At 66.0% G+C, this 23062-nt stretch carries 18 protein-coding genes and 1 pseudogene; 3 read left to right on the top strand and 16 right to left on the bottom strand.

Annotated elements, in window-relative coordinates:
• Positions 1-2 precede the first annotated feature (2 nt).
• A complete protein-coding gene (gene rhaI / locus J2S97_RS17575) occupies positions 3-1169 on the bottom strand; it encodes an L-rhamnose isomerase (RefSeq protein ID WP_307051233.1) in 1167 nt (388 codons plus the stop codon).
• 102 nt (positions 1170-1271) lie between these two features.
• Entirely contained in the window at positions 1272-1616 is a 345-nt protein-coding gene (locus J2S97_RS17570) for an L-rhamnose mutarotase (protein WP_307051232.1), read from the bottom strand.
• A gap of 223 nt (positions 1617-1839) precedes the next feature.
• Between J2S97_RS17570 and J2S97_RS17565 the strand changes: the two genes are divergently transcribed.
• Positions 1840-2877 carry a LacI family DNA-binding transcriptional regulator gene (locus tag J2S97_RS17565; protein ID WP_307051231.1) on the top strand — a complete coding sequence of 346 codons (1038 nt, stop codon included), beginning with the start codon at positions 1840-1842 and terminating at the stop codon, positions 2875-2877.
• Positions 2878-2926: 49 nt separating this feature from the next.
• On the opposite strand, the pseudogene J2S97_RS17560 reads toward J2S97_RS17565, so the two are convergent.
• The 8 genes and pseudogenes from J2S97_RS17560 to J2S97_RS17525 form a co-directional block, all read right to left on the bottom strand.
• Positions 2927-3923: pseudogene (locus J2S97_RS17560) on the bottom strand (squalene cyclase).
• A gap of 22 nt (positions 3924-3945) precedes the next feature.
• Entirely contained in the window at positions 3946-4218 is a 273-nt protein-coding gene (locus J2S97_RS17555; protein ID WP_307051230.1) for a hypothetical protein, read from the bottom strand.
• A 110-nt stretch (positions 4219-4328) separates the two neighbouring features.
• Positions 4329-5051 carry a DUF1961 family protein gene (locus J2S97_RS17550; protein ID WP_307051229.1) on the bottom strand — a complete coding sequence of 241 codons (723 nt, stop codon included), beginning with the start codon at positions 5049-5051 and terminating at the stop codon, positions 4329-4331.
• Positions 5051-5770 (bottom strand): rhamnogalacturonan acetylesterase, encoded by a 720-nt coding sequence (locus J2S97_RS17545; RefSeq protein WP_307051228.1) that lies wholly within the window; start codon positions 5768-5770, stop codon positions 5051-5053. Before J2S97_RS17545 ends, J2S97_RS17550 begins: the two co-directional genes overlap by 1 nt.
• A 91-nt stretch (positions 5771-5861) precedes the next feature.
• On the bottom strand, positions 5862-6734 hold the full coding sequence (locus J2S97_RS17540) for a carbohydrate ABC transporter permease (protein ID WP_307051227.1): 873 nt from the start codon (positions 6732-6734) through the stop codon (positions 5862-5864).
• Entirely contained in the window at positions 6734-7708 is a 975-nt protein-coding gene (locus tag J2S97_RS17535) for an ABC transporter permease (protein ID WP_307051226.1), read from the bottom strand. Before J2S97_RS17535 ends, J2S97_RS17540 begins: the two co-directional genes overlap by 1 nt.
• The gene (locus J2S97_RS17530) at positions 7705-9234 is read right to left on the bottom strand and encodes an extracellular solute-binding protein (protein ID WP_307051225.1); all 1530 of its coding nucleotides are present in this window, start codon (positions 9232-9234) and stop codon (positions 7705-7707) included. Before J2S97_RS17530 ends, J2S97_RS17535 begins: the two co-directional genes overlap by 4 nt.
• A 197-nt stretch (positions 9235-9431) precedes the next feature.
• Positions 9432-10133: a YesL family protein gene (locus tag J2S97_RS17525; RefSeq protein ID WP_307051224.1), complete on the bottom strand. Its 702-nt coding sequence runs from the start codon at positions 10131-10133 to the stop codon at positions 9432-9434.
• 353 nt (positions 10134-10486) lie between these two features.
• On the opposite strand from J2S97_RS17525, the gene J2S97_RS17520 reads away from it, so the two are divergent.
• On the top strand, positions 10487-12766 hold the full coding sequence (locus J2S97_RS17520) for a DUF6807 family protein (protein WP_307051223.1): 2280 nt from the start codon (positions 10487-10489) through the stop codon (positions 12764-12766).
• Positions 12763-16065: a family 78 glycoside hydrolase catalytic domain gene (locus tag J2S97_RS17515; RefSeq protein ID WP_307051222.1), complete on the top strand. Its 3303-nt coding sequence runs from the start codon at positions 12763-12765 to the stop codon at positions 16063-16065. Before J2S97_RS17520 ends, J2S97_RS17515 begins: the two co-directional genes overlap by 4 nt.
• A 109-nt stretch (positions 16066-16174) precedes the next feature.
• Here the strand turns inward: J2S97_RS17515 and J2S97_RS17510 are convergent, their stop codons facing one another.
• From J2S97_RS17510 to J2S97_RS17485, 6 genes are all read right to left on the bottom strand, one after another.
• Complete coding sequence (locus J2S97_RS17510; protein ID WP_307051221.1) at positions 16175-17464, bottom strand: ABC transporter substrate-binding protein; 1290 nt, start codon at positions 17462-17464, stop codon at positions 16175-16177.
• Between the two features lie 190 nt (positions 17465-17654).
• Complete coding sequence (locus tag J2S97_RS17505; RefSeq protein ID WP_307051220.1) at positions 17655-18920, bottom strand: MFS transporter; 1266 nt, start codon at positions 18918-18920, stop codon at positions 17655-17657.
• Between the two features lie 97 nt (positions 18921-19017).
• On the bottom strand, positions 19018-19653 hold the full coding sequence (locus J2S97_RS17500) for a Poxvirus protein I5 (RefSeq protein WP_307051219.1): 636 nt from the start codon (positions 19651-19653) through the stop codon (positions 19018-19020).
• 28 nt (positions 19654-19681) lie between these two features.
• Positions 19682-20599: a carbohydrate ABC transporter permease gene (locus J2S97_RS17495; protein ID WP_307051218.1), complete on the bottom strand. Its 918-nt coding sequence runs from the start codon at positions 20597-20599 to the stop codon at positions 19682-19684.
• On the bottom strand, positions 20596-21549 hold the full coding sequence (locus J2S97_RS17490) for a carbohydrate ABC transporter permease (RefSeq protein WP_307051217.1): 954 nt from the start codon (positions 21547-21549) through the stop codon (positions 20596-20598). Before J2S97_RS17490 ends, J2S97_RS17495 begins: the two co-directional genes overlap by 4 nt.
• A gap of 47 nt (positions 21550-21596) precedes the next feature.
• A complete protein-coding gene (locus J2S97_RS17485; protein WP_307051216.1) occupies positions 21597-22880 on the bottom strand; it encodes an ABC transporter substrate-binding protein in 1284 nt (427 codons plus the stop codon).
• Between the last annotated feature and the right edge of the window lie 182 nt (positions 22881-23062).

Here is a 23062-nt window from a genome sequence, read left to right as displayed (position 1 = left end):
CTCTATGCGCCCCATCCGGCTTGCTGGCCGCCCACGCGGTCCTCGTTGATCTGTTTCTGGTAACCGCTGGCCTTGAAGGCGGCCATCGGGTCCGCGGGCAGGCCGCGGGATTCACGCCATGCGGCCAGTGCCGGGCGGACGTCCGTGTAGAAGGCGTCGTTGAAGACCGCGTTCGCGGCCAGGACGTCGCCGGCCTTCTGGGCCTCACTCAGCGCTGAGGTGTCCACCATCAGGGCACGCGCCGTCATCTCCTGGACGTTCAGCACCGAGCGGATCTGGCCCGGGATCTTCTCTTCCAGGTTGTGGCACTGGTCCAGCATGAGCGCCACGCCTGAGCCCTTGCCGAATCCGCCGCCGCGGATCACCTCGAACATGATCCGGAACAGCTGGAACGGGTCCGCCGCGCCCACGATCAGGTCATCATCGGCGTAGAAACGGGAGTTGAAGTCGAAGGAACCCAGCTTGCCCAGGCGCAGCAGCTGCATCACGATGAACTCGATGTTGGTGCCCGGGGCATGGTGGCCGGTGTCCAGGCAGACGAACGCCTTTTCACCCAGCGCCAGGGTCTGCGCGTAGGACGTGCCCCAGTCCGGAACGTCAGTGTGGTAGAAAGCCGGCTCGAAGAACTTGTACTCCAGCACCAGCCGCTGCTCATCACCAAGACCGGCGTAAATCTCCTGCAGCGACTCGGCCAGCCGGTCCTGGCGGCCGCGCATGTCGTCCTGGCCCGGGTAGTTGGTACCGTCCGCCAGCCAGATCTTCAGGTCCTTCGAGCCGGTGGCGTGCATGATCCCGATGCATTCGAGGTGATGGGCGATGGCCCGGCGCCGGACGGTCTCGTTGGAGGACGTCAGCGAGCCGAACTTGTACTCGTCATCCTGGAACGTGTTGGAATTGATGGTGCCCAGGCCCACGCCCAGGCCTGCCGCATACTCGCGCAGGGCAGCGTAGTCGTCCACCTTGTCCCACGGAATGTGCAGCGCAACGGTCGGAGCCAGGCCCGTCAGTTCGTGCACCTTCGCGGCGTCCGCGATCTTCTCCTGCACCGTCCGCGGGGTGCCCGGCGTGCCGAACACCTTGAAGCGGGTACCCGAGTTGCCATAGGCCCAGGAGGGTACTTCAATGGCAAGCTCGCCGAGCCTGCCCAGCGCCGTTGCTACGTCATTCATGATGGTTCTTCCGGTCTCTCGTGGTGCGATTGTCTGTTGTGTGCCGACTCCCGCGTCGGCTGCATGCGGTCGTCGGTAGGTCCCGCTGCCCTTGACGCTGGGCTAATCCGCGGCGTTGGCCGTGGCCAAGTGGTCCTCCAGGTTGAAGATCTCCTCGAGCGCCACAAATCCTGTGTCAGGGGGCTGCTCCGTGTCTTCGAAGAGCGTGGCCATCTCCGCCTGCCAGCGGGCGTTGACCTCGGTGAGTGCCATCCGTGCCCGCACGGCGTCGAAGTCGTCGCACTCCACGTAGCCCACCAGCAGCCCGTCGTCGGCCAGGAAGAGCGAGTAGTTGTGCCAGCCCGCGTCCTTGAGCGCACGGAGCATCTCCGGCCAGACGGCGGCGTGCCGGCGCCTGTACTCATCGATCAGTCCCGGTTGGACTGAGGAGCGAAAACACACCCTCATCTGCGACTCTCCTGAAATTCAGATTCTTTGAATCGTTTCATTGTTACGATTCAAAGTACTCTTGAATTCGAGTAGGTGTCAAGAGATTGTCAGCGATTGAAAACCATTTATCTGCTGGCTGAACCGTTTCGTCCGACCCGAACGCCACCCTGGCAAGGACAATTGGTCAGGGGTCCGGTCCAGGCGGTTGCACGCCGCCCCGCAAGAGAGAGCTTGGAGAAAGATGTCACGGTCAGCCAGCATCAAGGACGTTGCAAACCATGCCCGCGTGGCAGTGGGAACAGTTTCCAACGTCCTGAACTACCCGGACCGGGTTTCTCAGCGGACCAAGGACCGGGTGCTGCAGGCCATCGACGAACTGGGCTTCGTCCGCAACGATGCGGCCCGCCAGCTCCGGGCGGGGCACAGCCGCACCATCGGCCTGATCGTCCTCGACGTAGGCAACCCCTTCTTCACCTCCGTGGTCCGCGCTGCCGAGGACGCCGCCGCTTTGCAAGGCAGCGCCGTCCTGCTCGGGGACAGCGGGCACGACGCCAGTCGCGAATCGAACTACATCGACCTCTTCCAGGAGCAGCGGGTCCAGGGCCTGCTCATCTCGCCGGTGGGCGATGTCACCGAGCGCCTGGACCAGTTGCGCGAACGCGGGGTGCCCACTGTCCTGGTGGACCGGCTGGCAGACGAGACGAAGTACAGTTCCGTCTCCGTTGACGACGACGCCGGCGGTTACCTTGCGGCGCGGCACCTGCTGGACCTGGGCCGCCGTCGGCTTGCCTTCGTGGGAGGCCCGACGTCGATACGCCAGGTGGCGGACCGTCTCCAGGGGGCGCAACGCGCCATCGCCGAGGTTCCGGACGCTTCCCTGGAAGTCCTGGATTCCGCCGGGCAGACGGTCCTGGCTGGGCGGGGCGTGGGCAACCAACTGGTCCGCCGCAGCGCCGAGGAGCTTCCGGACGGCGTGTTCTGCGCCAACGACCTGCTGGCCCTCGGCGTCATGCAGTCCCTCGCCATGATGCACACGCTGCGGATCCCCGAGGACATCGCACTGATCGGCTACGACGACATCGACTTCGCCGTGTCCGCCGTCGTGCCCCTGTCCTCCATCCGGCAGCCCACGGAAGCGCTGGGGCGGACCGCGATCGAGCTGCTGGCCGAGGAACTGGACGCCATGGGACCCACTTCCGTGCGGCCCCATCACCGCGCGGTGATCTTCACCCCGGAGCTGGTGGTGCGGCAGAGCACGGCGGGGGCTTCCGCGGGCTAGGCGTTACCGGAGGCCGCGGAACAGTCCCTAATGGGGAATCCCGGCCGGACTAAACTCGGGCAGCACCGTCCCACCAGGCCAGCACGCGCGTGCCGTAGAACGTAAGCCACTTGGACGGCTCACCGGGAGCCACGTCGACTTCAAACCACACCCGTCCGGGATGGCGGCGCTCCTGCAGCCAGGTGCCGTCGGGACGGCGGGCGGCGCGTATCGCTTCGATGGCGTCGGCAAGCCGCGGATCCGGCGAGGCACCGTCGTGCAGGGCTGCTGCCCGGAAGTAGTCGGCCGCGTTGAGCACGCTGTAGAACCAGCGGAACGGATACGCGAACCGGGTCGCCCACGGCCCGACGCGCTCCCCTGTTGACAGGGCCCGGAGCAGGCGGCGCTGAAGCAGGTACTCCTCGCCGGCCTTTCGGGCAGAACGCAGCTGGACCGCGCGCAACGCATTGCTGCCCCCGGTCGCGCCCTCGTAGTACAACAGGCCTTTGAGGGAATTGAGGGTGGAATGGAACGATGAGCGCGTCGAGCCCTCGACCCACTCGCAGTTCCAACCGCCGTCGGCCATGCGGTGGTCGAGGAACCACCGGGCGATTCCAGAGACATCCGCCCCCAGCCACGCGCCGTTGGCGAGGGTGTAAGGCGTTGATGCAGCAGTCGACTTCGCCGCCCCAGTACGGCAGGTTCCCGTACTCCCAACGGCTGTTCCTGGCGAGCAGTTCGGCGGTGCCGGCGAGGGCGGCAGCATCGAGCCCCCGGTCACGCAGCATGTTGAGCGCCCACGTCGTGGCGGTCCAGGGCTGCCCCGCATCTCCGGCTGCCTCGGGGCCGTGGAAGTCGAAGTCTTTGGGGAAGAACGCCCCGCCCGCCCACTGGCCGTCGGGATCCTGCAGCGCGAGCAGCCGCGCCCCGAACCCGTCCGTCGCGACCTCTGCCCGGGTTGCACCCCACATCTCCGGCGGGGCGCCCGCGAGGTCGCGCTCGACCTGCCAGCGCAAAGCCGGGTCGGCGTCGAGCAACCAGTCGAGCAGAGCGGGGTCGCTGGCCATTGTCCGCACCATCAGGCTCGGTCTATGCGCGCGGCTTGCGGGTGGGCACGGATTCCGGGGACGGGCTGTGCATCACCGTCATCGTGTACTCGTAGCCTTCGTGGCCTGACGCATAGCGGTAGTGGTAGTGCCCGAAGCCGATGACCGACGGTCCCCACATCGCCGCCGGCTGGCCGGTGACATCCTCCATCAGTTCCAGCAGGATTTCGGCATCGGCCCGGCGGACGGGATGGTCGACCGACGCGATGAATTCGCGGGGATCGACGTCGGTGAGGCGCAGCGCTGGTTCGGCCATGGAAGCAGTATGCCATCCGCGGGGATGCCCGCGGATGGCATCACGGAGGCGAAGCGCGAACGGACACTTGCGGCTAGGGCCGCAAGTGTCCGTTCGCGCTAAGAGGGAGGCTACAGCGCCTGCACCACCAGGTTCCGGTAGGCAGCCTGCAGCGGCGCCATCTGCCGGAAGCCGAGATAGCCCCCGCCCAGCACGCTGCGGCTCCCATCCCGCCACGCCAGCACGGGCAGTCCGTTGATGGAAAAGGCCACCTCCGGCCCGTCCTTGACTAGCTCCATGCGGTAGAAATCCAGTGCATCCTCCGTGGGCGGCAGCGGGTCCGCTGCCTGCGCCACCAGCTTGAAACCGGCACTCTTGCGCAGGTTGCAGGTCCGGAACGCCCGCTCCTCCGCGTGCTTGTGCCGGAAGTACGAGACGTGCAGGGCGTCGATGTCGCCTGAGTGGTACTGCGGGTAGTAGCCGGTGCGCGGCGCGAGGGCGCCCGAAAACAGGTCCCGTCCGCCGTGGCCCGCCGCCGAAAAGAACACCATGGCCAGCCCCGGCTCCGCGAGGGGGAGGAACTCCCAGCTGACCCTCACCCGGTCCGGGAACTCCACCGGGCACCAGATCGTCCAGTGGGCATGGTCGCCGAAGTCTTCCTCGTCCTTTGACCCGGAAAGCAGCAGTGCCCCCGGCAGGAGGTCAGCGGCAGGTGCCGTCCCGCCGTCGTCGTCCGCTGCCGGATGCCCGGCCAGGCTGACCGGGCCCTCGGCAATCCAGTCCGCCACGTCCTCCGGACCGGCGAGCGGGTTGCTGTACAGCAGGCCTCCGGACTTTTCCGCCGGCGTTCCCATCAGACGGACGCAGCCGCGGAGTGCCGGCGGGTTCCCTCGGGTACGGCGAGTCCCGGCGATGCCAGCCGGGCCGCCAACTGCGAAGCGACGTGCTCCGCCACCAGCCGGGCGCCGTCAACATGGAAGTGCGTGTTGTCCGCCAGGCCGTCCGGCCAGTGGGCGTGCTCCCCCGGGCCGAAGTGGCAGAACAGGGATTTGGAGCCCTCCACGCCGAGCCGCAGGTAGAGACCGCGCGTCCAGCTGGTGAGATCGATCAGCGGGACATGAAGCTCCGCCGCGAGCTCCCGGACCACTTCGGGGTAATCCTCCAGGCTCTGCTCCAGCACGGTCCCGGCCCTGCCCTCGGTCCCGGCGCCGGCAAGGAAATGGCGCCGTTCCACTGAGCTGCACAGCACGGGCACCGCACCGAGCGCGCCCACTTCGGCAACCATTGTCCGCAGGTTCGCCGCGTAGCCGGTCCTGGCCGCGAGGTGCGGGCGCTTCTGGTCGTTGTGGCCGAACTGGATCAGCACCACGTCGCCTTCGCCGGCCAGCTCCAGCAGCGCATCCCACAGGCCTTCGACCCGGAAGGACTCCGTACTGGCCCCGCCCTTGGCGAAGTTGTGGACTGATCCCCACGTGTAGACGTGCGGGGCAAGGTGCGCGCCCCAGCCGCTCATCGGGTACTCATGGGTGGGACAATTGGCGACCGTCGAGTCGCCGGCCAGGAGGATCTTCATCTTCGGCCTTTCTGTCAGATGGCGGTTGGGGAGTGGGGGTTGGAGGTGAGGCGGGGGCAGTGACTGGCGGTGACGCCCGGTGCGGCGCAGCTCAGCCCTTGACGGAGCCGATCAGCATTCCCTTGGCGAAGTGCTTCTGCAAAAACGGGTAGAAGATCAGGATGGGCAGGGTGGCCACCACGATCACGGCGAACTTGATGCCCTGTTCCGGCGGTATGTAGTTCGGGTCCACGTTGCCGGTGCCAAGGAGGTCGCTGGACGCGGTGACCTGGCGGAGGTACATCTGCAGGGTCCACTTGGAGTTGTCGCTCAGGTACAGCAGCGGCGACATGAAGTCATTCCAGATGCCCACGGCGTAGAACAGCGCGAACGTGGCCAGCACCGGCTTGGACAGCGGCAGCAGGATCCGCCAGAGGATCCCGACCTCGGTGGCGCCGTCCATCTTGGCGGACTCCTCGAGCTCCTGAGGGAGTTCCTGGAAGAAGTTCTTGATGATGATCAGGCTGAACGGGTTGATCGCAGCCGGCAGGATCAGCGCCCAGTAGCTGTTGAGCAGGCCCAGGTCCTTGATCAAAAGGAACGTGGGGATCATGCCGCCGGAGAACACCATGGCGAAGACCACCAGTGACAGGATCAGCTGGCGGCCGCGGAGGTTCCGTTTGGCCAGCGGGTAGGCCATGGTGACCGTCAGGATCAGCTGCACCACCGTGCCCACAACCGTGACCAGCACCGTGGTGACCAGGGCGCGGATGAAGGCGGGAGTGGAGAAGATGTACTCGTAGGAACCCAGGCTGAACTGCTCCGGCCACACGAAGAAGGCGCGGCGGGTGATCTCGGCTTCGGTGGCAAAGGAGCCCGCGAACACGTACACGAACGGCAGCAGCGTCAGGACGCCGATCACCGTCAGGAAGACGTAGTTGGCGGCATCGAAGATCCGCCCGCCGGTGGTGTTGTGAATCTTCATTAGAACAGTCCGCTCTGGTTGAATCGCTTGGCCAGCCAGTTGGTGCCGAAGATCAGCACGATGCCCACGAGGGACTTGAACAATCCCACGGCGGTGCTGTAGCTGTAGGCGCCCTGTGTGATGCCCACGAAGTACACGTAAGTGTCGAAGACGTCTGCCACGGACCGGTTGAGGGCATTGGTCATGAGGTAGATCTGTTCGAAACCGGTGTTCAGCATCTGCCCGATCGCGAGGATGAGCATCACGATGATCGTGGAGCGGATGCCCGGCAGCGTGATGTGCCAGACGCGGCGGAACCTGCCCGCGCCGTCGATGATCGCGGCCTCGTACTGGTCCTGGTCCACGGTGGCCAGGGCGGCCAGGAAGATGATGGTCCCCCAGCCGGTGTTCTTCCAGATCTCCTGGAGGACAATGAGCGGCCGGAACCAGGCAGGGTCGGACAGGAAGTCAATGTCCGTGCCAAGCACCGAGTTGATGAACAGGAACAGCGGCCCGAAATCCAGGGCGAACAGCAGGAAGCTCAGCGACGCCACGATGGTCCAGGACAGGAAGTGCGGGATGTAGACGAGGGTCTGGACCGTGCGTTTGAGGATGGACAGGCGGACCTCGTTCAGCAACAGCGCCAGGACGATGGTCAGCGGGAAGGCGATCCCCAGGTTCAGGAACGCGAGGATCAGGGTGTTGCCCAGCAGCCGGCCGAAGTCCGGGTTGCTGAAGAAGTCCTGGAAGTGCTGGAAGCCCACCCACGGGCTGCCATTGACGCCCAGGAAAGGGACGTAGTCCTTGAACGCGATGCTGACGCCATACATGGGGGCGTAGCGGAAGACCGCGAAGTAGACCACTCCGGGGAGAAGGAGGAGGTAGAGCCACTTGTAGTGGGCGAAGTGGACGGCGAAGCGGCGTCGCCGCCCAGGGGCAGGCGCGGGTGGCGGCGCCTGCTCCGGGGCTTTGACGTCAACGGTGGACGTTGTCACTTGCTGTCCTGCCAGAGCTTGTTGATTTCTTCCTGGACCTTGTCGCCGCCGCTGGCCTTCCAGAGCTTGATGGCATCCTTCAGGCCCTGCTCGTCGATCTGGCCGGCCAGGTATTTGATCCGCGCATCGGCCACGATGTTGTCCAGCTGCGCGCCCTTGGCAACGTAGGTGGGTGACACGAAGGCCGCGGCCGGGTTGTAGACGGCGCTCTTCAGGTCCTCCGCCATGACCTCAACCCGCTTGTCGAAGACTTGCTGCTCGTAGTCCGAGGCCTGCTTGACGGGGTAGAAGTTGTTGCCGGTGACGTTGGTGCCCAGCTGCGCGTAGCTCTTGATGTCGGTGGACACAGCTTTGCCCTCTGCTGTCTCGGGCTTGATGGTGGCGGCCTTTCCGTCCTCGACAGTGAAGTTCACCCCCTCGATTCCGTTGTTGAGGAGGGCAGCCACTTCCTTGCCGTTCATGGTGTTCAGGAACTCCAGGACGTTCTTCAGCTCAGCCTCGGTCCGGACGCTGGTCTTGGGAACGGCCAGGAAGCCGGAGTAGCCGTCCGTCGGGTGTGCGTTGAGTTCGCCGTCGGGCCCCTTGAGGTTGCCGACGAATCCAACCTTGTTTTCGAAGTCATTGGGGTTGGCCTGCTTGAACAGGTTGATGAGGACGCTTACGCGGGAGTCGACGTCGACGATGATGCCGCCCTTGCCGTTGAAGAACGGTTCGTTCCACTTGGTCCCGTCAAAGGTGGCGAAGTCCGGGTTGATGAGTCTCTCGTCAACCATCTTCTTGACGAAGCGGTTTGCTTCGAGGAACTCCTCGGTCTCGAAGCTCGGAATCAGCTTTCCGTCCTTCTCGGTCCAGCGGTTGCCGGCGCCGTACCACTCTTCGATGATGTCGTAGGGGCTGTTGGAGCCCAGGGCGCCCCACTTGGGAATAGTGATGCCCCAGGTATCGTCCTGGCCGTTGCCGTCCGGATCCTGTTCGGTGAACGCCTTGGCCACCTTGTACAGATCCTCGGTGGTCTCCGGCGCCTTCAGCCCGAGCTTGTCCAGCCAGTCCTGGCGGAACATCACCGCCGCACGGATGGGGTTGCGGGCGCGGAAGACGCCGTAGACCTTGCCGTTGATGCTGGCGTTCTGCTCAACCTCCGGGAAAGTGGTTTTCAGGTTTGGGTACTCGTCCAGCTTGTCGGTGAGATCCCAGAAGGCACCGGCTTCCGCGTTCTTGACGAACCCTGGCGACTTGCTCTGAACCACCATGACCTGGGGAATCTCGGAGGACGCCAACGTGATGTTCATCTTGTCCTCATAGGACGCATTCGGCGTCCACGTAATGCCGATGTCCTTGCCGGTGAGCTCTTCGAGCTTCTGCTGCACGGCACCGTCGGCCGACGGTGGCTGCGCCTCCAGGAAAGGCGCCATGATGCTGATCTTCGACGTGTCCGCAGCCGGTGCTTCACCTCCGCTGCAGGCCGTGAGGGTCAGGGCGGTGGCGGTCACGACGGCGGCCGCCAGGCTGAGTTTTCTGCGGGTCATGGTGTTTTCCTTTTCCACTTCGTCGGGGTTGGCTGACTGAGTTTTGGTGGTGGTTTGGTGGTGGCCCGGAGCGTCGCTGATTTTGATACGTTTCAGTCGCGGGCAGGCGATAAAGATTTTCGTCGAGCGCAGAGACCTCCCGGCAGCGCGCGCCCGCGCCGCCCGCCGCACGTCCGCAGGGCCGGCAGGCACCCACCTCAGGCAACCGGGGCCCCGATGGTGGCGGCAGGGTGGTGGTGACGGGCGTCCGAAACCTCAGCGGCACCGATGGCTTCAGCAGCTGCCGTCACGGATTCGTCGTTGGCGGCGAAGAACCGATCGCACAGCCAGCCGGTCACATACAGCCAGGCGCCGATGCTGAAGAACGGAATAAGCCCGGGCAGGGCCAGGCTTGCATACAGGGCGGCCGCGGTCACGAACAGCAGGATCGCGGTGCCTGCCAGGTGCCGGAAGGCAAACCGCGAGGACATCACAAGGTACTGCGGAAGCGGCAACTCATAGCGGGCAAACATGGGGAAAAGGTGGCAGACCACGGCAACCAGGAAGATGGCAGCAAGGAACACACCGGCAGCCATCAACTGCGACAGGAGGTCACCGGAGGCGGAGAAGTAGTTCCAGTTCAGCCCAAGGGCTGAGCCGGCCAGTATAACCGGCAGCGCGAGGCCGTTTCCCCGGCCAAAGTTGCGACCAAATTCCCTCGTGAACGCTCGAAGCAGCGGGGCGGCCTCACCCCGCACCCTGCGGCGTACCAGGATCTGGGCAGCCGCGGTCGCGGGACCAACGCCAAACACCCCCAAACCCGCAATCGAGAACACAATCCAGAGCAGATTCAGGCACGCAATCCACAGCAGGGTGTCGAAGAATGAATATGCCTTCGCGCTAAAACTTCCAGCCAGCATGCCAAGCCTCCAAACTCTCCATCGTTGCAGAAACGGGGGCCGCAGTGGTCCACGTCACGTAAGTAAGCGGTTTCTCGAAAATGTAGACGCTTTTGCAGAGACGGTCAAGGTTCAATTTGAATCGTTACATGAATCGGGAAACCGGGATATGCTGGGGCCACCATAATTTTGGAAAGCGCTTACCATGGGTTATGCCGGGCAGCCCGGCCTAGGCTGAAGGCAGAAATCCAAGGCCCCTGCTAGCCAAGGCCCCGGCCCCGGCTCCGGTCCAAGCTCCGGTCCAACCCGGCCCGCGATTTCCTGAACAGACACCGACGTCAACACCCCCGTCCCGGGGATAGAAGAGGAGAGCCATGGGCACCCTGTCCGAGCCCGTCCCGGAGGAACGCAAACTCCCCACCACCGCTGCGGCCAGGGTGGCACTCGTCGGAGTCCATGGCTTTGGAACACACCACCTCCGCAACCTTGAACGGCTGCAGGCAAGCGGCGCCGTCGCCCTCGTGGCTGTTGCTGATCCGAATCCGCCCGCTCCGGGCGCCCTTCCTCCCGAGACGGCAGTGTTCAGCAACCTTGACGAACTCCTGGCGGCAACCCCGGCTCTGGACCTCGTCATCGTGGCCACGCCCATCCAGACGCACGCCCCTCTGGCGCTGACCGCCCTCCCCCACGCTGACCTGTACCTGGAAAAGCCCCCGGTGGCTTCCCTTGCTGATTTCAACCGGCTGCAGGAGGCCGCCGCTGAAGCCGGGCGCAGCGTCCAGATCGGGTTCCAGAGCCTCGGATCCCACGCCCTGCAGGCCATAGAGGACTTGCTTGCGGCGGGAGAGATCGGCACACTCCTGGGGATCTCCGCCACGGGGCGCTGGGTGCGGGACCGGGCGTATTACAAGCGTTCGCGCTGGGCCGGCAAACGCAGCCTGAACGGTGTCGACGTCGTGGACGGGGTGGCCACCAATCCGCTGGCGCACGCCATCGCCACCGCCCTGAGGATCGCCGGCGCACGCACCCTGGATGATCTCGAATCGGTGGAAACGGATCTCTACCGCGCCAACGATATTGAATCGGACGACACCTCCGTGATCCGGGTCCGCACCACATCGGGACTGCCCATCACCTGCGCCCTAACCCTCTGCGCCACCGAATCCGTGGAACCGTACATCACGCTCCAAGGCAGCGAAGGGACGGCAGTATTCCACTACACCGAGGACCGCCTCAGCATCAGCGCTGCCGACGGCGAGCGCAGCCAGGTCTTCGGCCGGGAGGATCTCACCGAGAACCTGCTGGAGCACCTGCGCCGGCGCCACTCACCGCACGCCACGCCCAAGGAAGTGCCCCTCATCAGTCCGCTCGCCGACAGCGGCGCGTTCATGCGCGTGCTGGAAGCCATCCGCACTGCCGATGCTCCTACATTGATCCCCGGGCAGTACATCGACTGGGCAGGCGACGGCGATTCCGCCCACGCCGTGATCGCCGGCATCGAGGACGCACTGGAACGCGCGACGGCGGCGCACGCCACCTTCAGCGAGCTTGGCCTGCCATGGGCACGGCCCGCGGCCGGCACTGCGGAGAAGCCCTCACTCACTGTCAGCGACCCCGCTCTCCAGGACCTCACTGTTGAGGACCCGGCCGCTCGGGAGGACCCGGCCGTTCGGGCCGGAGGCCAGCACGGCGGCGGCCCTGCGGAGGCGGCCGCGCCAAGCGGCGCCGCCACGGTGGCCACCCTGCAGGACGGCACCGCCATCGCGGCGAGGCTCTCACCCCGGCCCTACCTGCACCCGGTGCGCACGCTCGGTGGAGTCACCGTGACCGATCACCTCCCGGCGGACCACCCCTGGCACCTAGGCGCAGGCATAGCCCTGCAGGACGTCAACGGCATCAACTTCTGGGGCGGAAAGACCTACACCCGGGCCGCCGCACGGTATCAAGAACGCCCGGACCACGGCCGGATCGTGCAGCTTTCCGCCACTTCAGCGCCGGGGTCACGTGATGGTGATTCCGTACAGCAGGAACTGAGCTGGCAGGCACCGGACGGCAGCGAACTTGTCCGCGAGCGCCGCAGCCTCCGGTCGGTGCGGGTGGACGCCCGTACCTGGCGGCTGGACCTGGCAACTGAGCTGACCGCCGTCGTGGACGCCTCGCTGGGCGGTCCCGGCTCCAACGGCGCCGCTGGCAGCGGCTACGGCGGATTCTTCTGGCGGCTGCCCGCATGCTCTGCGGCTGAGGTCTTCACAGCCGACAAACACGGTGAAAGCGAGGTCCATGGCTCCGTCTCGCCCTGGCTGGCGTGGACTGCCGACTTCCCGGACGGCCGCGCGAGCCTGGTGTTTACCGCCCCTGCGGAGGCGCCGGATCCGTGGTTCGTCCGGCTGTCCGGCTACCCGGGGGTGGGCTCCGCCCTCGCCTGGAACAGGCCCGTGAAGCTGCCCGCCGGGAAAACCGTCAAACGCGCCTTCACGGTCTGGATCGCGGACGGCACGCTGACTCCGGAGGAAGCTGCCGGGTTGGCCGCCGGGCCGGCTGACCGATCAGCTGCCGGGTTGGCCGCCGGGCCGGCTGACCGATCAGCTGCCGGGTTGGCTGACGGGTTGGCTGACGGATCAGCCGACGCCGCGTCAGCGGCTGGGGAACGGTGACGGGCCCGCTTGCCGCTGTCGCGCTGCTGACGGACGGACTCGAAGCCTGCCTGACGGCCTCAAAGCGCCCGCATTTCGGCTGGGAGCTGGTTGGCGCACCGGGCAGCGATCCGTCTTCCTGCTACCAGGGCGCCTACCAGCTGCGGCTCTGTGATGCGGCCGGCACGCTGCTGTGGGATTCGGGTGTTGTGGCCTCCAGCGAACAGCACTTTGTGCCATACGGCGGCCCGGACCTCGGGCCCGACGCCGACTACCGCTGGACCGTGCAGCTCCACGACGCGGTAGGCCTGCCGGGGCCGTGGTCCGCGGAACACGGCTTCAGCACGGGACTCGACACGCCGGAGTGGAACGCCGAGTGGATCCGCAGGACGCCCGGCGGCCGCGCCCCGCTGGAAGTTTTGGACGGCGCGCTGCGGGTTGCCGGTTCGCCGTTCCTGCCACTTCCCTGCCCGCCCCTCCGCCACGTCAGCCTGGAGGCGCGCCTCCGGCCGGCCATGGGATGGGCCGGCCTGCTCCTGCGCACCACCGGTCCCGGCACCGGGCTGTTGCTGGAACTGGATACCGCCGGAAACGTGGTTCTCCGGCGTGCCGCCCGCTGGGAAATCCCCGCTGCAGCCGTGCCGCCAACAGAGATCCTGGCCATCGCCCAACTGGAACGCGACACACCCGTCGTCCAGGAACGGCTGCCCGGCAAGGACCTTGTCCCCGGCACCTGGCAGGGCCTCAAGGTAACGGACGACGGATGCGCCATCGCGGTCACGCTCGACGGCGTGGAGCTCTTCACGGTGGACGAGCCCGCCCCGGCCGGATTTCAGGGACGCCTGGCCCTCCACCAGGGTCCGCGCAGCCAGGCTGAATACGCATCCATTTTCGTCACCGACGCCACCCCGGCGGATCAGCATTCCGATCCAAGTCCGCACGCCGGCCCAGGCGGCACAACACTCCCTGACCGCCGGATCCTTCACCACCGGTTCGACGCCGGCACTGACAACGCCCATGCGTGCCTCGCCCAGTGGGAGCGCACCACGGCCCACCGCCAACCCGACGAATGGACGCTGGCCCGGACCGACCTTGCGCTGTCAGGCAACGTGGTCCGCGCCAGGCTGTTTGCCGCGGCCAGCCACCAGGCCCTGTTCAGCATCGGCGGCGAGGCCTGCCTCGAGACGTCCTCGTTCGGCTACCCCGGCGAGGGCTATTACGACGCCGCCGACGTCACCGCACTGCTGAAGGCCGAACCAGGGCAGAACGGCAAGCGGGACGTGGTCCTCTCCGCAAGGGTCCACTGGTACGGACCGGGCCAGGGCAGGGCAGCCGGCGTTCCCGGACTCCTGGCCCACCTCCACGTCGACTACGACGACGGCCGCCGCGAGGTCCATGGAACCGGACATAACTGGCAAGTGGCCGAGGGCCCCTACCGGCAGTCCGGATACCGCAACGACGAAGGCGATCCGGTGGAGCATCTGGACGGAGCCAAATTCGGCGCCGGGCACCCCTCCGCGTGGGAGCGGGCGACCCCGCTCGGCAGGCACCCGATCGCGGACTTCCCGGCCCTGCTTCCCCGGCGCACCTTCCTGGCCAGGACACCCGTCACCGCCGACCGGCTCCTCACCGCTCCGGACGGCACGGTGGTGGCCGACTTCGGGCGCGTGCTGCCCGCCCGGCCCGTGGTGGAATTCAACGGCGGCCAGCCCGGCCGCACCGTCATGATCCGTGCGGGTTACAGCCTCGGGCCGGACGGCCGGGTTGACCGCGGCAAGTCGGCCAGCCAGAACACGGATATGTCCTTCCCCTACACGCAGGCTGCCGGCCCGCAACGCTACGAAGCGGCAGTTCACTTGGGGTTCCGTTACCTCGAGGTACCGGGGATCCCGGCGAACGAAATCGCCGCGGTGAGCGGCGTCGTCGTACATTCCGAACATCGGCGGGAAGGCTTCTTCAGTAGTTCCGATCCCGCGCTGGACGCGGTATTCACCCTGCTGCGGGACTCCGCCCTGTACGGCGTGCAGGAACAGTTTGTAGACACGCCTACCCGCGAAAAGGGCCAGTTCCTGGGCGACGCCGTCAACATTTCCTATGCCACCATGGCGCTGTTCGGCGAGCGGAACCTGACGGCCCAGGCACTGCGGGAGTTCGCGGCGTCGGCCATCAGGTACTGGGCCGACGGCGACGACCACGGCCGCTACAACGCGGTGTATCCCAATGGCGACGGGAAACGCGACATCCCGGACTTCTCCCTGATGATGCCCGAATGGGTCGAGGACTACCACCGGATCAGCGGCGACACCGCACTGGTGGAGGAGCTGCTGCCGGCACTGCGCGCCACGGCCGGATACGTGTTGCGCCACGTCCCTGTTGAGGGCCCGACGGCGGGACTGGTCACCCGCCTCGGCGGCGGCTCCGGCCCGTACCTGCACGGGATCGTCGACTGGCCGGCACCTGGACGGTTCGGCTATGACATGGAGTGCGCCGCCAAAACCACGGTGAACGCCCAGGCCGTGTCTGTCCTGACTGCCGTGGCCGGGCTGTGCGAGCTGGCCGGGAGGACCGGGCCGGCCCGGGAATACCGCCGGCAGGCAGCTGATCTGGCCGCCGCCATCAACACGCGCCTGCGCGTGGACGGCCTGATGGTGGACGGGCTGCACGCCGACGGCTCCCCGAGCAGCCATGCCTCCCAGCACGCAAGCTCCTTCCCGCTGTCGTTCGGCATCACGCGGGCAGAGTGGGTGGAACGGGACGGCCGGCGGCTGGCGGCGCTGGGGATGCGGCAGGGTCCCATGACCGTGCACCGCCTGGTGCGGGCGCTGCTTGCGGCGGGACTGGTGGACGAGGTGCTGGAGCTGCTCACCAACCCCGGCCAACCCGGCTGGGCACAGCTGCTGGAATCCGGGGCAAGCTTCACGTGGGAAGCCTGGGAACTGGACGAGGACACGGACTACAGCCAGTCGCACGCCTGGTCCGCTTCGGTGGTCCGGGAAATCCTTGGACACCTGCTCGGCGTCCGGGTGGCTGCCGGGGGTGCCGAGGTGACTGTCGAACCGCCCGTCTGCCGGCTGGAGCATGCGCGTGGAAGTGTCCCCCTCCAGCGCGGGATGGTTTCGGCCGACTGGCGCCGCGGCGCTGCCGGAGTTGAACTCAGCTGCACGGTCCCCGCCGGAGTCCGCGCGGCCGTGGTGCTGCCGGCGGGCCGCTACGCGGTGGAAGGCCCGACGCCGGGTGCCGCCGTCGTCGTCGAATCCTCCGCCGGTGACAGGGTGACGTTCCGGATCGATCCCGGGACCTGGCACTTCCGGCCGGAATAGCCAACTACCCATCCCCTCCCCCCGCACCTCTCCCCTACGGGAGTTTTTGTCCAGATGAAGCGACCTAAGGGACGTTGTGGCCGCTTTATCTGGACAAAAACTCCGAGGGCTAGCTGAGCCCGCTCTTCAGCTCTTCGATCGCCTTCTTTGCGGCTTCCTCCGGACTGAGGCGGCCGAAATGCACGTCGCTCGAGAACCGGGTGAGGATCTCCCCGGCCGGGCTTGCACCTGCCGGGGGTACTGCCGGGGAGTCGCCCACTTCGTCCGCAATATCGTCAATGAAGGATGCTGTTGCCGCGTCCACTGCGCTGAGCTTGGGCGTGATTGCAGCGCGGACCTCCGAGTTGCCGGGAATGCCCCGGTCCGCCAGCCCGATCTCTCCCGCTTCGACGCTATTGGCCAGGAAGTCGATGAACTGCTGGGCTTCCTTCGGGTGCTTGGTCCGCGAACTCGCCGACCAGAACTGGGATGCCTTGTAGTACTGCTGCGCCGACTTGGCGTTCCCGTCAGTGCTGGGCGGGCGCTTGATTTCGAGCGCCTGCCCGGAGGCCTTGGTCAGGGCGCCCAGCTGGTTGGACCACATCCATCCCAGGGCAAACTTGTTGGTGGCCATGCCGGTCTGGTCCAGCGGCGCGCTGGCCTCTTCGGTGAGGATGGACGCCGGCGGGACGGACTTCGCATCACGGAGGTCCTCCTGGAACTCGAAGAAACCCTTCGCATCCGCTTCATCGAATCCGAGCTTTCCGTCCGAGGTGAACAGCGACTTGCCGTGCTGGCGCAGCCACAGGTTAAAGGAGGCGTCGCCGGTGACCGGACCGGAGCCATAGGTGCCGGCCTTGCCCTTTGCCGTGATGTCCGCGGCGGTCTGCCCGTAGTCCTTCCAGGTCCAGGACTGGTCGCCCGGCAGGGTCACGCCGCTGGCGGAGACCAGCGAGGGGTTCGCCAAGACCACCAGCGCATTCATGCCGGCCGTCACGGCAAACTGCCCGTCCGGAGTTTTGCCGGCGTCGGCCGCGGCTTTGTCGAATTTGGATAGGTCCACCTCCTTCAGGTCCAGCAGGGCCCCGCGCTTGGAGTACTCCCCGAGGTACTGGAGGTCCATCTGGATGATGTCCGGAGCCTGCTGCGAAGCCACCTGCGTGGCGAGCTTGTCCCAGTAGCCCGACCAGTCCCCGTATTCGCCTTCGATCTTGATATTGGGGTTCTTGGCCTCAAACGCGTCGATCAGTTCCTGCGTCATTTTGTGCCTGACGTCCGAACCCCACCAGGTGAAACGCAATGTCACCGGCCCGCCGGCGTCGGGCTGGGCACCACCGCCGCAGCCCGAAAGGGCTAAGGCGAGGGCGGCTGCCACGGCCGCGATCTTGGGAGTTCGGGATTTTAGGGCGCGCAAAATCATTCGATGTCCTCTTGACGGCTTGGTTGGACTGAAGCGAGAAAACGCTTTCTCGACAACACTAGGTGTGCGTCACATCACAGTCAAGGACTGCCTGCGCCCAGGCCGGGACTGCCGGGGTCCGGCGCCCGGCCATTCGCCACATAAGGCCGCAATAGCCGGCGTTTAGCGGCCATTTCTGTCAAATCGCGGGTCAAATCGCAGCCCGACGTCGGGCATTCAGCCAAAGCAGCAGGCCGATGACCGCCGCCGACAGCATGCCCAGCGCCCCCGTCACCACGAGGCCGGCGCGGACACCGAACTCCTCCGTCAGCCAGCCGGCCAGCAGCCCGCCCAGCGCGTGCCCGCCGAGCAGGAGCGGCAGGTAGAGTGCCAGCACGCGGCCGCGGACTTCAGCGCCGGCTTCCAGCTGGACCGTGGTGGCTGCGCTGGTCAGGAAGAGCAGCGTCATGACGCCCACCAGCACCAGCATGGCCACGAACAGTTCCTGCGTGGGCATCAGTGCAGCCACCAGCTGGGTCAGCCCGAACAGCCCGGCGCTCGCCACGATCCCCTTGCGGCCCAGGGTCCGCAGCCGCGCCGCCAGCAGGGCCCCGGCAAGTGCGCCCAGGGCGCTGAAGGTGTTGAACGTGCCGAATCCGGCGGCCCCGCTGTGCCACACGTTTTCGGCGAAGGCTGCGAGCACCACGGGCCCGTTCATGCCGAAGGCGCCCAGGAGTCCGGCGAGGAGCATCACCAGCAGGAGGGCGGGCCGGTGGCGGACGTAGCGGAACCCGGCGAGGATCTGTCCGCGGCCGCGAAGGGGCGGCGCGCTGGGGTACAGCTGGGACGTCCGGATGGCGGCGATCAGGCCCAGCACCGCCAGGCACACCAGGGCGTTCGCAGCGAAGGCAGCGGCGGAACCGATCTTGGCGATCAGCAGGCCGCCGACCGCCGGCCCCAGCATCGCGCCCAGCTGGCCGATCGCGTTGTTCAGTCCGATCGCGGGGCGCAGGGCGGCGTCGCCCACCACCTCGTTGACGAACACCTGGCGGGCCGGACCGTCCACCGCGGACGTAATGCCCAGGGCAACGCAGCAGGCGTACACGGCCCAGACGGTGATCCCGCCGCTTGCATCCAGGACCGCGAGGGCCATGGCCAGGAGAGCGGTGATCGCCTGGCAGACGAGGAGGATGCGGCGCTTCGGGTATAGGTCCACCAGGATGCCGCTCAGCGGGCCCACCACCAGCATGGGCAGGAACTGCAGCGCCACGGCCACGCCCACTGCCGCGGGGCTTCCCGTCAGCTGCAGGATCAGCCAGTCCTGGGCCAGCCGCTGCATCCAGATTCCGGTGCTCCCGGCGAGCTGGATGGCAACGAAGAGGCGGTAGTTGCGCTGGGCCAGCGGGTGGTACCAGCGCGGCGGACGGTCAGTGGCGGCTTGGAGGGACTCTGCGGACTGGGGGCGCTCGGAAGACACGTCTGGCTCAACTCGATAGTGAAATGGACCTGCGGGGGCGGTACTTTGGCGCGGGCGGGGCGGGACTGGCCGGGGGCGGCGCTGGGCGGTGGCGGAGCTAGGCGCGGGTGGAACGCATTTTGACGGATGCCGAGGCCAGGATCAGTGTGCCGGGGACCACAACGAACAGCGCGGCCAGCATCCAGACGAACACGACGGCGGCAAAGAGGGCGGCGGCCAGGAGCAGGGAACCTGTCCAGTCGCGGAGGGATAAGGCCTTGCCGGTGGCAAGGGCGGCGGGCCAAGCACCGGTTCCTGTGGCGGTTCCCTTGGGGCCGGCGAAGTCGGACCAGGCCGCCGCGGTGCGCAGCAGCAGGATCGCTCCGGCGGCCGCCAGGATCAGGGTGGCGGGAAGGACCACTGCCTGGCCGGGCAGCTGCCCCACCATGGTGAGCAGGAGGTTCAGGACAATCACGACGGCGGCTGCCGCCGTCGTGATTCCCAGCTTCCAGCTGCCCGGCAAGGCTGAGCGGAACGTGCCCCAGAGGGCACGGATGGAATCGTCCCGGCCGGAAAGATGGCGCTCGAGATGGGCGATTCCCGCGGCGTAGGCGGCGGGGATGGTGACCAGAGGAATGGACAGCACCAGCACCAGCAGTCCGGCCAGCAGGGTCTCGGAAAACAGTGCGAAGCGGTTTACCGGGATCCGGTCGTCGCGACCTGATGCGGGTGTGGTGCTGTCCATGATGCTCATTTTCTGTCTGTAGCTTCCGTCGTCGCTATTAGCCCTTGAGGCCCTGGGTGGAGACGCCTTCAACGATGTAGCGCTGGAAGACGAGGAAGAAGATCAGTACCGGGAGGAGTGCCAGGACGGACATGGCGATCATGGCTCCGTAGTCCGAGGACTGGGTCTGGTCCACGAAGAGGCGCAGGGCCAGCGGCAGCGGGTATTTCTCCGGGGTGTTCAGGTAGAGCAGCGGGCCGAGGAAGTCGTTCCAGCTCCAGATGAAGGAGAAGATCGAGGTCGAGATCAGGGCCGGTTTCATCAGCGGGAGCATGATGGAGGTGAAGATCCGGACGTGGCCGGCGCCGTCGATGCGGGCCGCCTCGTCCAGTTCGGCCGGGAGGTTGCGCATGAACTGGACCATCAGGAAGACGAAGAACGCGTCCGCGGCCAGGAACTTGCCGATCAGCAGCGGGATGTAGGTATCCACCAGGCCCAGCTGCTGGAAGACGATGTACTGCGGGATGATCACCACGTGGAAGGGCAGGAGCAGGGTGGCGATCATCATGCCGAAGAACACGCTGCGGCCAGGGAACTTGATCCGGGCAAAGGCGTATGCCGAGACGGACGCGGAGAGGATGGTGCCGACGACGGCGCCGATGGCCAGGATCAGGGAGTTGGTGAAGAACTGCAGGGTGGACACCCCGCCGATCCCGTCCATGGCCGTGACGAAGTTGTCAAAGCTGAAGTTGCTCGACCACAGCGAGGTGTTCGCGCCGCCGATCTCGGAGTTCGGTTTGAAGGATGAGGCGATCATCCACAGGGCCGGGTAGAGGACCACACCGGTGAGGGCCAGCGCCACGATGTGGAAGATGGCGCTCTTGGTGCGCTTGGCCCCCGCGGACTCGGACTTGGGGTTGTAGACGGGTGCCGGTGCTTCTGCTGCCGGTTTGGTGGGGGTTGCCATGGTTGTCATTTTGCGTCCCCGCTGTAGTGGACCCAGGACTTGGACGTGCGGAAGATGACCAGGGTAATGAGGCCGACGACGATCAGGAGCAGCCAGGCCATCGCCGAGGCATAGCCCATCCGGAAGTCGGAGAAGCCGCGCAGGTACAGGTAGAGGGTGTAGAAGAGGGTGGAGCCGGCGGGGCCGCCTTCACCGTTGGAAATGATGTACGCCGAGCTGAAGATCTGGAAGGCGTGGATGGTTTCCATCAGCAGGTTGAAGAAGACCACCGGGGAAAGCATGGGCCAGGTGATGTTGAAGAACTTCCGCACCGGGCCGGCACCGTCCATCGACGCCGCCTCGTAGAGATCGGCCGGGATCTGCTTCAGGCCGGCCAGGAAGATCACCATCGGGGCGCCGAACTGCCACACGGTCAGCAGGATGAACATCGGCATGGTCATGGAGGGGTTGCCCACCCAGCCGCCGAGGTTGATGCCGAAGAAGGACAGGCCCTGGTCCACGGGACCGGAATCGCCGAACATCGCCTTCCAGACGATGGCGATGGAGACGGACGCGCCGATCAGGGACGGGGCGTAGAACGCGGAGCGGTAGAAGCCCTGGCCCTTGCGCGCACTGTTCAGCAGCATGGCCACCGCCAGTGCGGCGGCGAGCTTCAGCGGGGTGCCGAAGACCACATAGCCCACGGTCACGCCGACCGACTGCAGGAACCGTTCGTCCTGGAACATGGCGGTGTAGTTATCCAGCCCGATCCACTTGGGCGGATCGAACAGGTTGTAGTTGGTGAAGGACAGGTAGAGCGAGGAGATCATCGGACCCACGGTCAGGGCGATGAATCCCAGCAGCCAGGGCAGCAGGAAGGTGTAGCCGGCGCGGGCGTCCGCCCCCCGCTGCCGCGACTTGCGCGGCAGCGGAGGAGCGGACGGCGTCGACCGCCTGCTCAGGGTTGGGCTTTGAGTCACGATTTCATTCCGTCAGTAGTGAAGGCTTGATCAGATATTCTGCGTGATCAGGCGTTCTGCTTGATGAGGTCTTCGGCTTCCTTGAACCACGCATCCGCTGCGCCGTCCACGGTGAGCTTGCCGTAGTTCATGTCCGAGGCCACGCGCTTGAAGGAGGCCTCCAGGGTGCCGAAGCCGACGATGGGCGGCTCCGGGGCGTCCTTGAGGTACTTCTCGATGGACTTCTCGTAATCCACAACCAGCTTGTCGGTGCCCTCGAAGGTGGTGCCGTCGCGCTGGGTCTTCGAGGCCGGAACACCGCGGGAAGTCTTGAAGATCTGGCCGACTTCGGGGTCGTTGACCATGAAGTCGATGAACCGTGCGGCGGCGTCTTTGTTCTTGGTTTTGGCGCTGGCTGCCATCAGCATGGAGGGCTTCAGGAACAGGCCCAGGTTGTCCTTGTCATCGGAGGGAACCGGCACCAGTTTGAGCTCCTTGGCCCCGCTGTCCGCGAGGTAACCGGCCATGAAATTATCCCAGGTGACCTCCGTGCCGGTCACGTTCGAGCCGAACGGCGACTTGGGAGCGAGCTGGGTGACCCGCTCTTCGGAAACGAGGGCAGGCGTGCCCCGCAGGTCGGCCGTGAGGTTCCACCACTTCTTCAGGTCGTCCTTGGTGAAACCGAGCTTGCCGTCCTCGGTGAAGGCTTCGATGTTGTTCTGGCGCAGCCAGACGTTGAACATCCACCACACGCCGGTGTAGTCCGTGCCGCCGAAAAGAGCGCCGTTGCCCTTGGCTCCAACCTCGGCAAGGAACTTGTTGAACTCGTCATAGTTCCAGGTGCCGTCCGGCTCGGCAATGCCCAGTGAGGCGAGCTTGGCGGGGTCGTAGTAGACGGCAAAGGCGTTGGTGCTGGTGGGAATGCCGTAAGTCTTGCCCCGGATCTGGCCGGAAGGCAAAAGGGACTTATCGAAGGCGTCCGTGTTGATCTTGACCGTTCCCAGGTCCAGAAGCTGGTTCCGCTGGCCGTAATCCCGCATATAAGACAGGTCGAACTGCATCACGTCCGGCAGCCCGCCGCCGGCCGCTTCGGTGGCGCGTTTCTGCCAGTAGCCGGCGAAGTCGGTGAAGTTCCCGTTGACCTTGATGTCTTTGTTCTTTTCCTCGAACAGGGCGATGGCCTTGCGGGTACGCTCGGCGCGATCGTCGTTGCCCCACCAGGTGTAGTTGATGGTGACCGGATTCTCCGCCGATCCTGTCTGGGCGGGGGCGGGGGCGCCACACGCCGCCAGCACTGCGGCAGATGCTGTGCCCAGTGCCACGGTGGTGAGGAACTTCCTTCTGTCGATCATAAGAGCCTCCTTGCTCGGTTGTGTAAGCGCGATTCTTTGTGATTCTCTCAACGAGAGTAGTGACTTGGCTTACACGCGCTTTCTGAAACGATACAATATCGTCATTCCCATATTTGGGCAAGCGTTTTCCAAACATCGGTTTTCCTGCCGGCACCATCCGACAGCAACGACAAAGGAGTCCC

The organism is Arthrobacter oryzae (assembly GCF_030812315.1).
Lineage (GTDB): Bacteria > Actinomycetota > Actinomycetes > Actinomycetales > Micrococcaceae > Arthrobacter > Arthrobacter oryzae_B.
This window is presented reverse-complemented; position numbering and strand designations above follow the sequence as displayed.

What these genes read in the sequence shown, in the direction of transcription:
- rhaI (WP_307051233.1), bottom strand. Translation starts at nt 1,169, where the DNA reads ATGAATGACGTAGCAACGGCGCTGGGCAGGCTCGGCGAGCTTGCCATT.
- J2S97_RS17570 (WP_307051232.1), bottom strand. Translation starts at nt 1,616, where the DNA reads ATGAGGGTGTGTTTTCGCTCCTCAGTCCAACCGGGACTGATCGATGAG.
- J2S97_RS17565 (WP_307051231.1), top strand. Translation starts at nt 1,840, where the DNA reads ATGTCACGGTCAGCCAGCATCAAGGACGTTGCAAACCATGCCCGCGTG.
- J2S97_RS17555 (WP_307051230.1), bottom strand. Translation starts at nt 4,218, where the DNA reads ATGGCCGAACCAGCGCTGCGCCTCACCGACGTCGATCCCCGCGAATTC.
- J2S97_RS17550 (WP_307051229.1), bottom strand. Translation starts at nt 5,051, where the DNA reads ATGGGAACGCCGGCGGAAAAGTCCGGAGGCCTGCTGTACAGCAACCCG.
- J2S97_RS17545 (WP_307051228.1), bottom strand. Translation starts at nt 5,770, where the DNA reads ATGAAGATCCTCCTGGCCGGCGACTCGACGGTCGCCAATTGTCCCACC.
- J2S97_RS17540 (WP_307051227.1), bottom strand. Translation starts at nt 6,734, where the DNA reads ATGAAGATTCACAACACCACCGGCGGGCGGATCTTCGATGCCGCCAAC.
- J2S97_RS17530 (WP_307051225.1), bottom strand. Translation starts at nt 9,234, where the DNA reads ATGACCCGCAGAAAACTCAGCCTGGCGGCCGCCGTCGTGACCGCCACC.
- J2S97_RS17525 (WP_307051224.1), bottom strand. Translation starts at nt 10,133, where the DNA reads ATGCTGGCTGGAAGTTTTAGCGCGAAGGCATATTCATTCTTCGACACC.
- J2S97_RS17520 (WP_307051223.1), top strand. Translation starts at nt 10,487, where the DNA reads ATGGGCACCCTGTCCGAGCCCGTCCCGGAGGAACGCAAACTCCCCACC.
- J2S97_RS17510 (WP_307051221.1), bottom strand. Translation starts at nt 17,464, where the DNA reads ATGATTTTGCGCGCCCTAAAATCCCGAACTCCCAAGATCGCGGCCGTG.
- J2S97_RS17500 (WP_307051219.1), bottom strand. Translation starts at nt 19,653, where the DNA reads ATGAGCATCATGGACAGCACCACACCCGCATCAGGTCGCGACGACCGG.
- J2S97_RS17495 (WP_307051218.1), bottom strand. Translation starts at nt 20,599, where the DNA reads ATGACAACCATGGCAACCCCCACCAAACCGGCAGCAGAAGCACCGGCA.
- J2S97_RS17485 (WP_307051216.1), bottom strand. Translation starts at nt 22,880, where the DNA reads ATGATCGACAGAAGGAAGTTCCTCACCACCGTGGCACTGGGCACAGCA.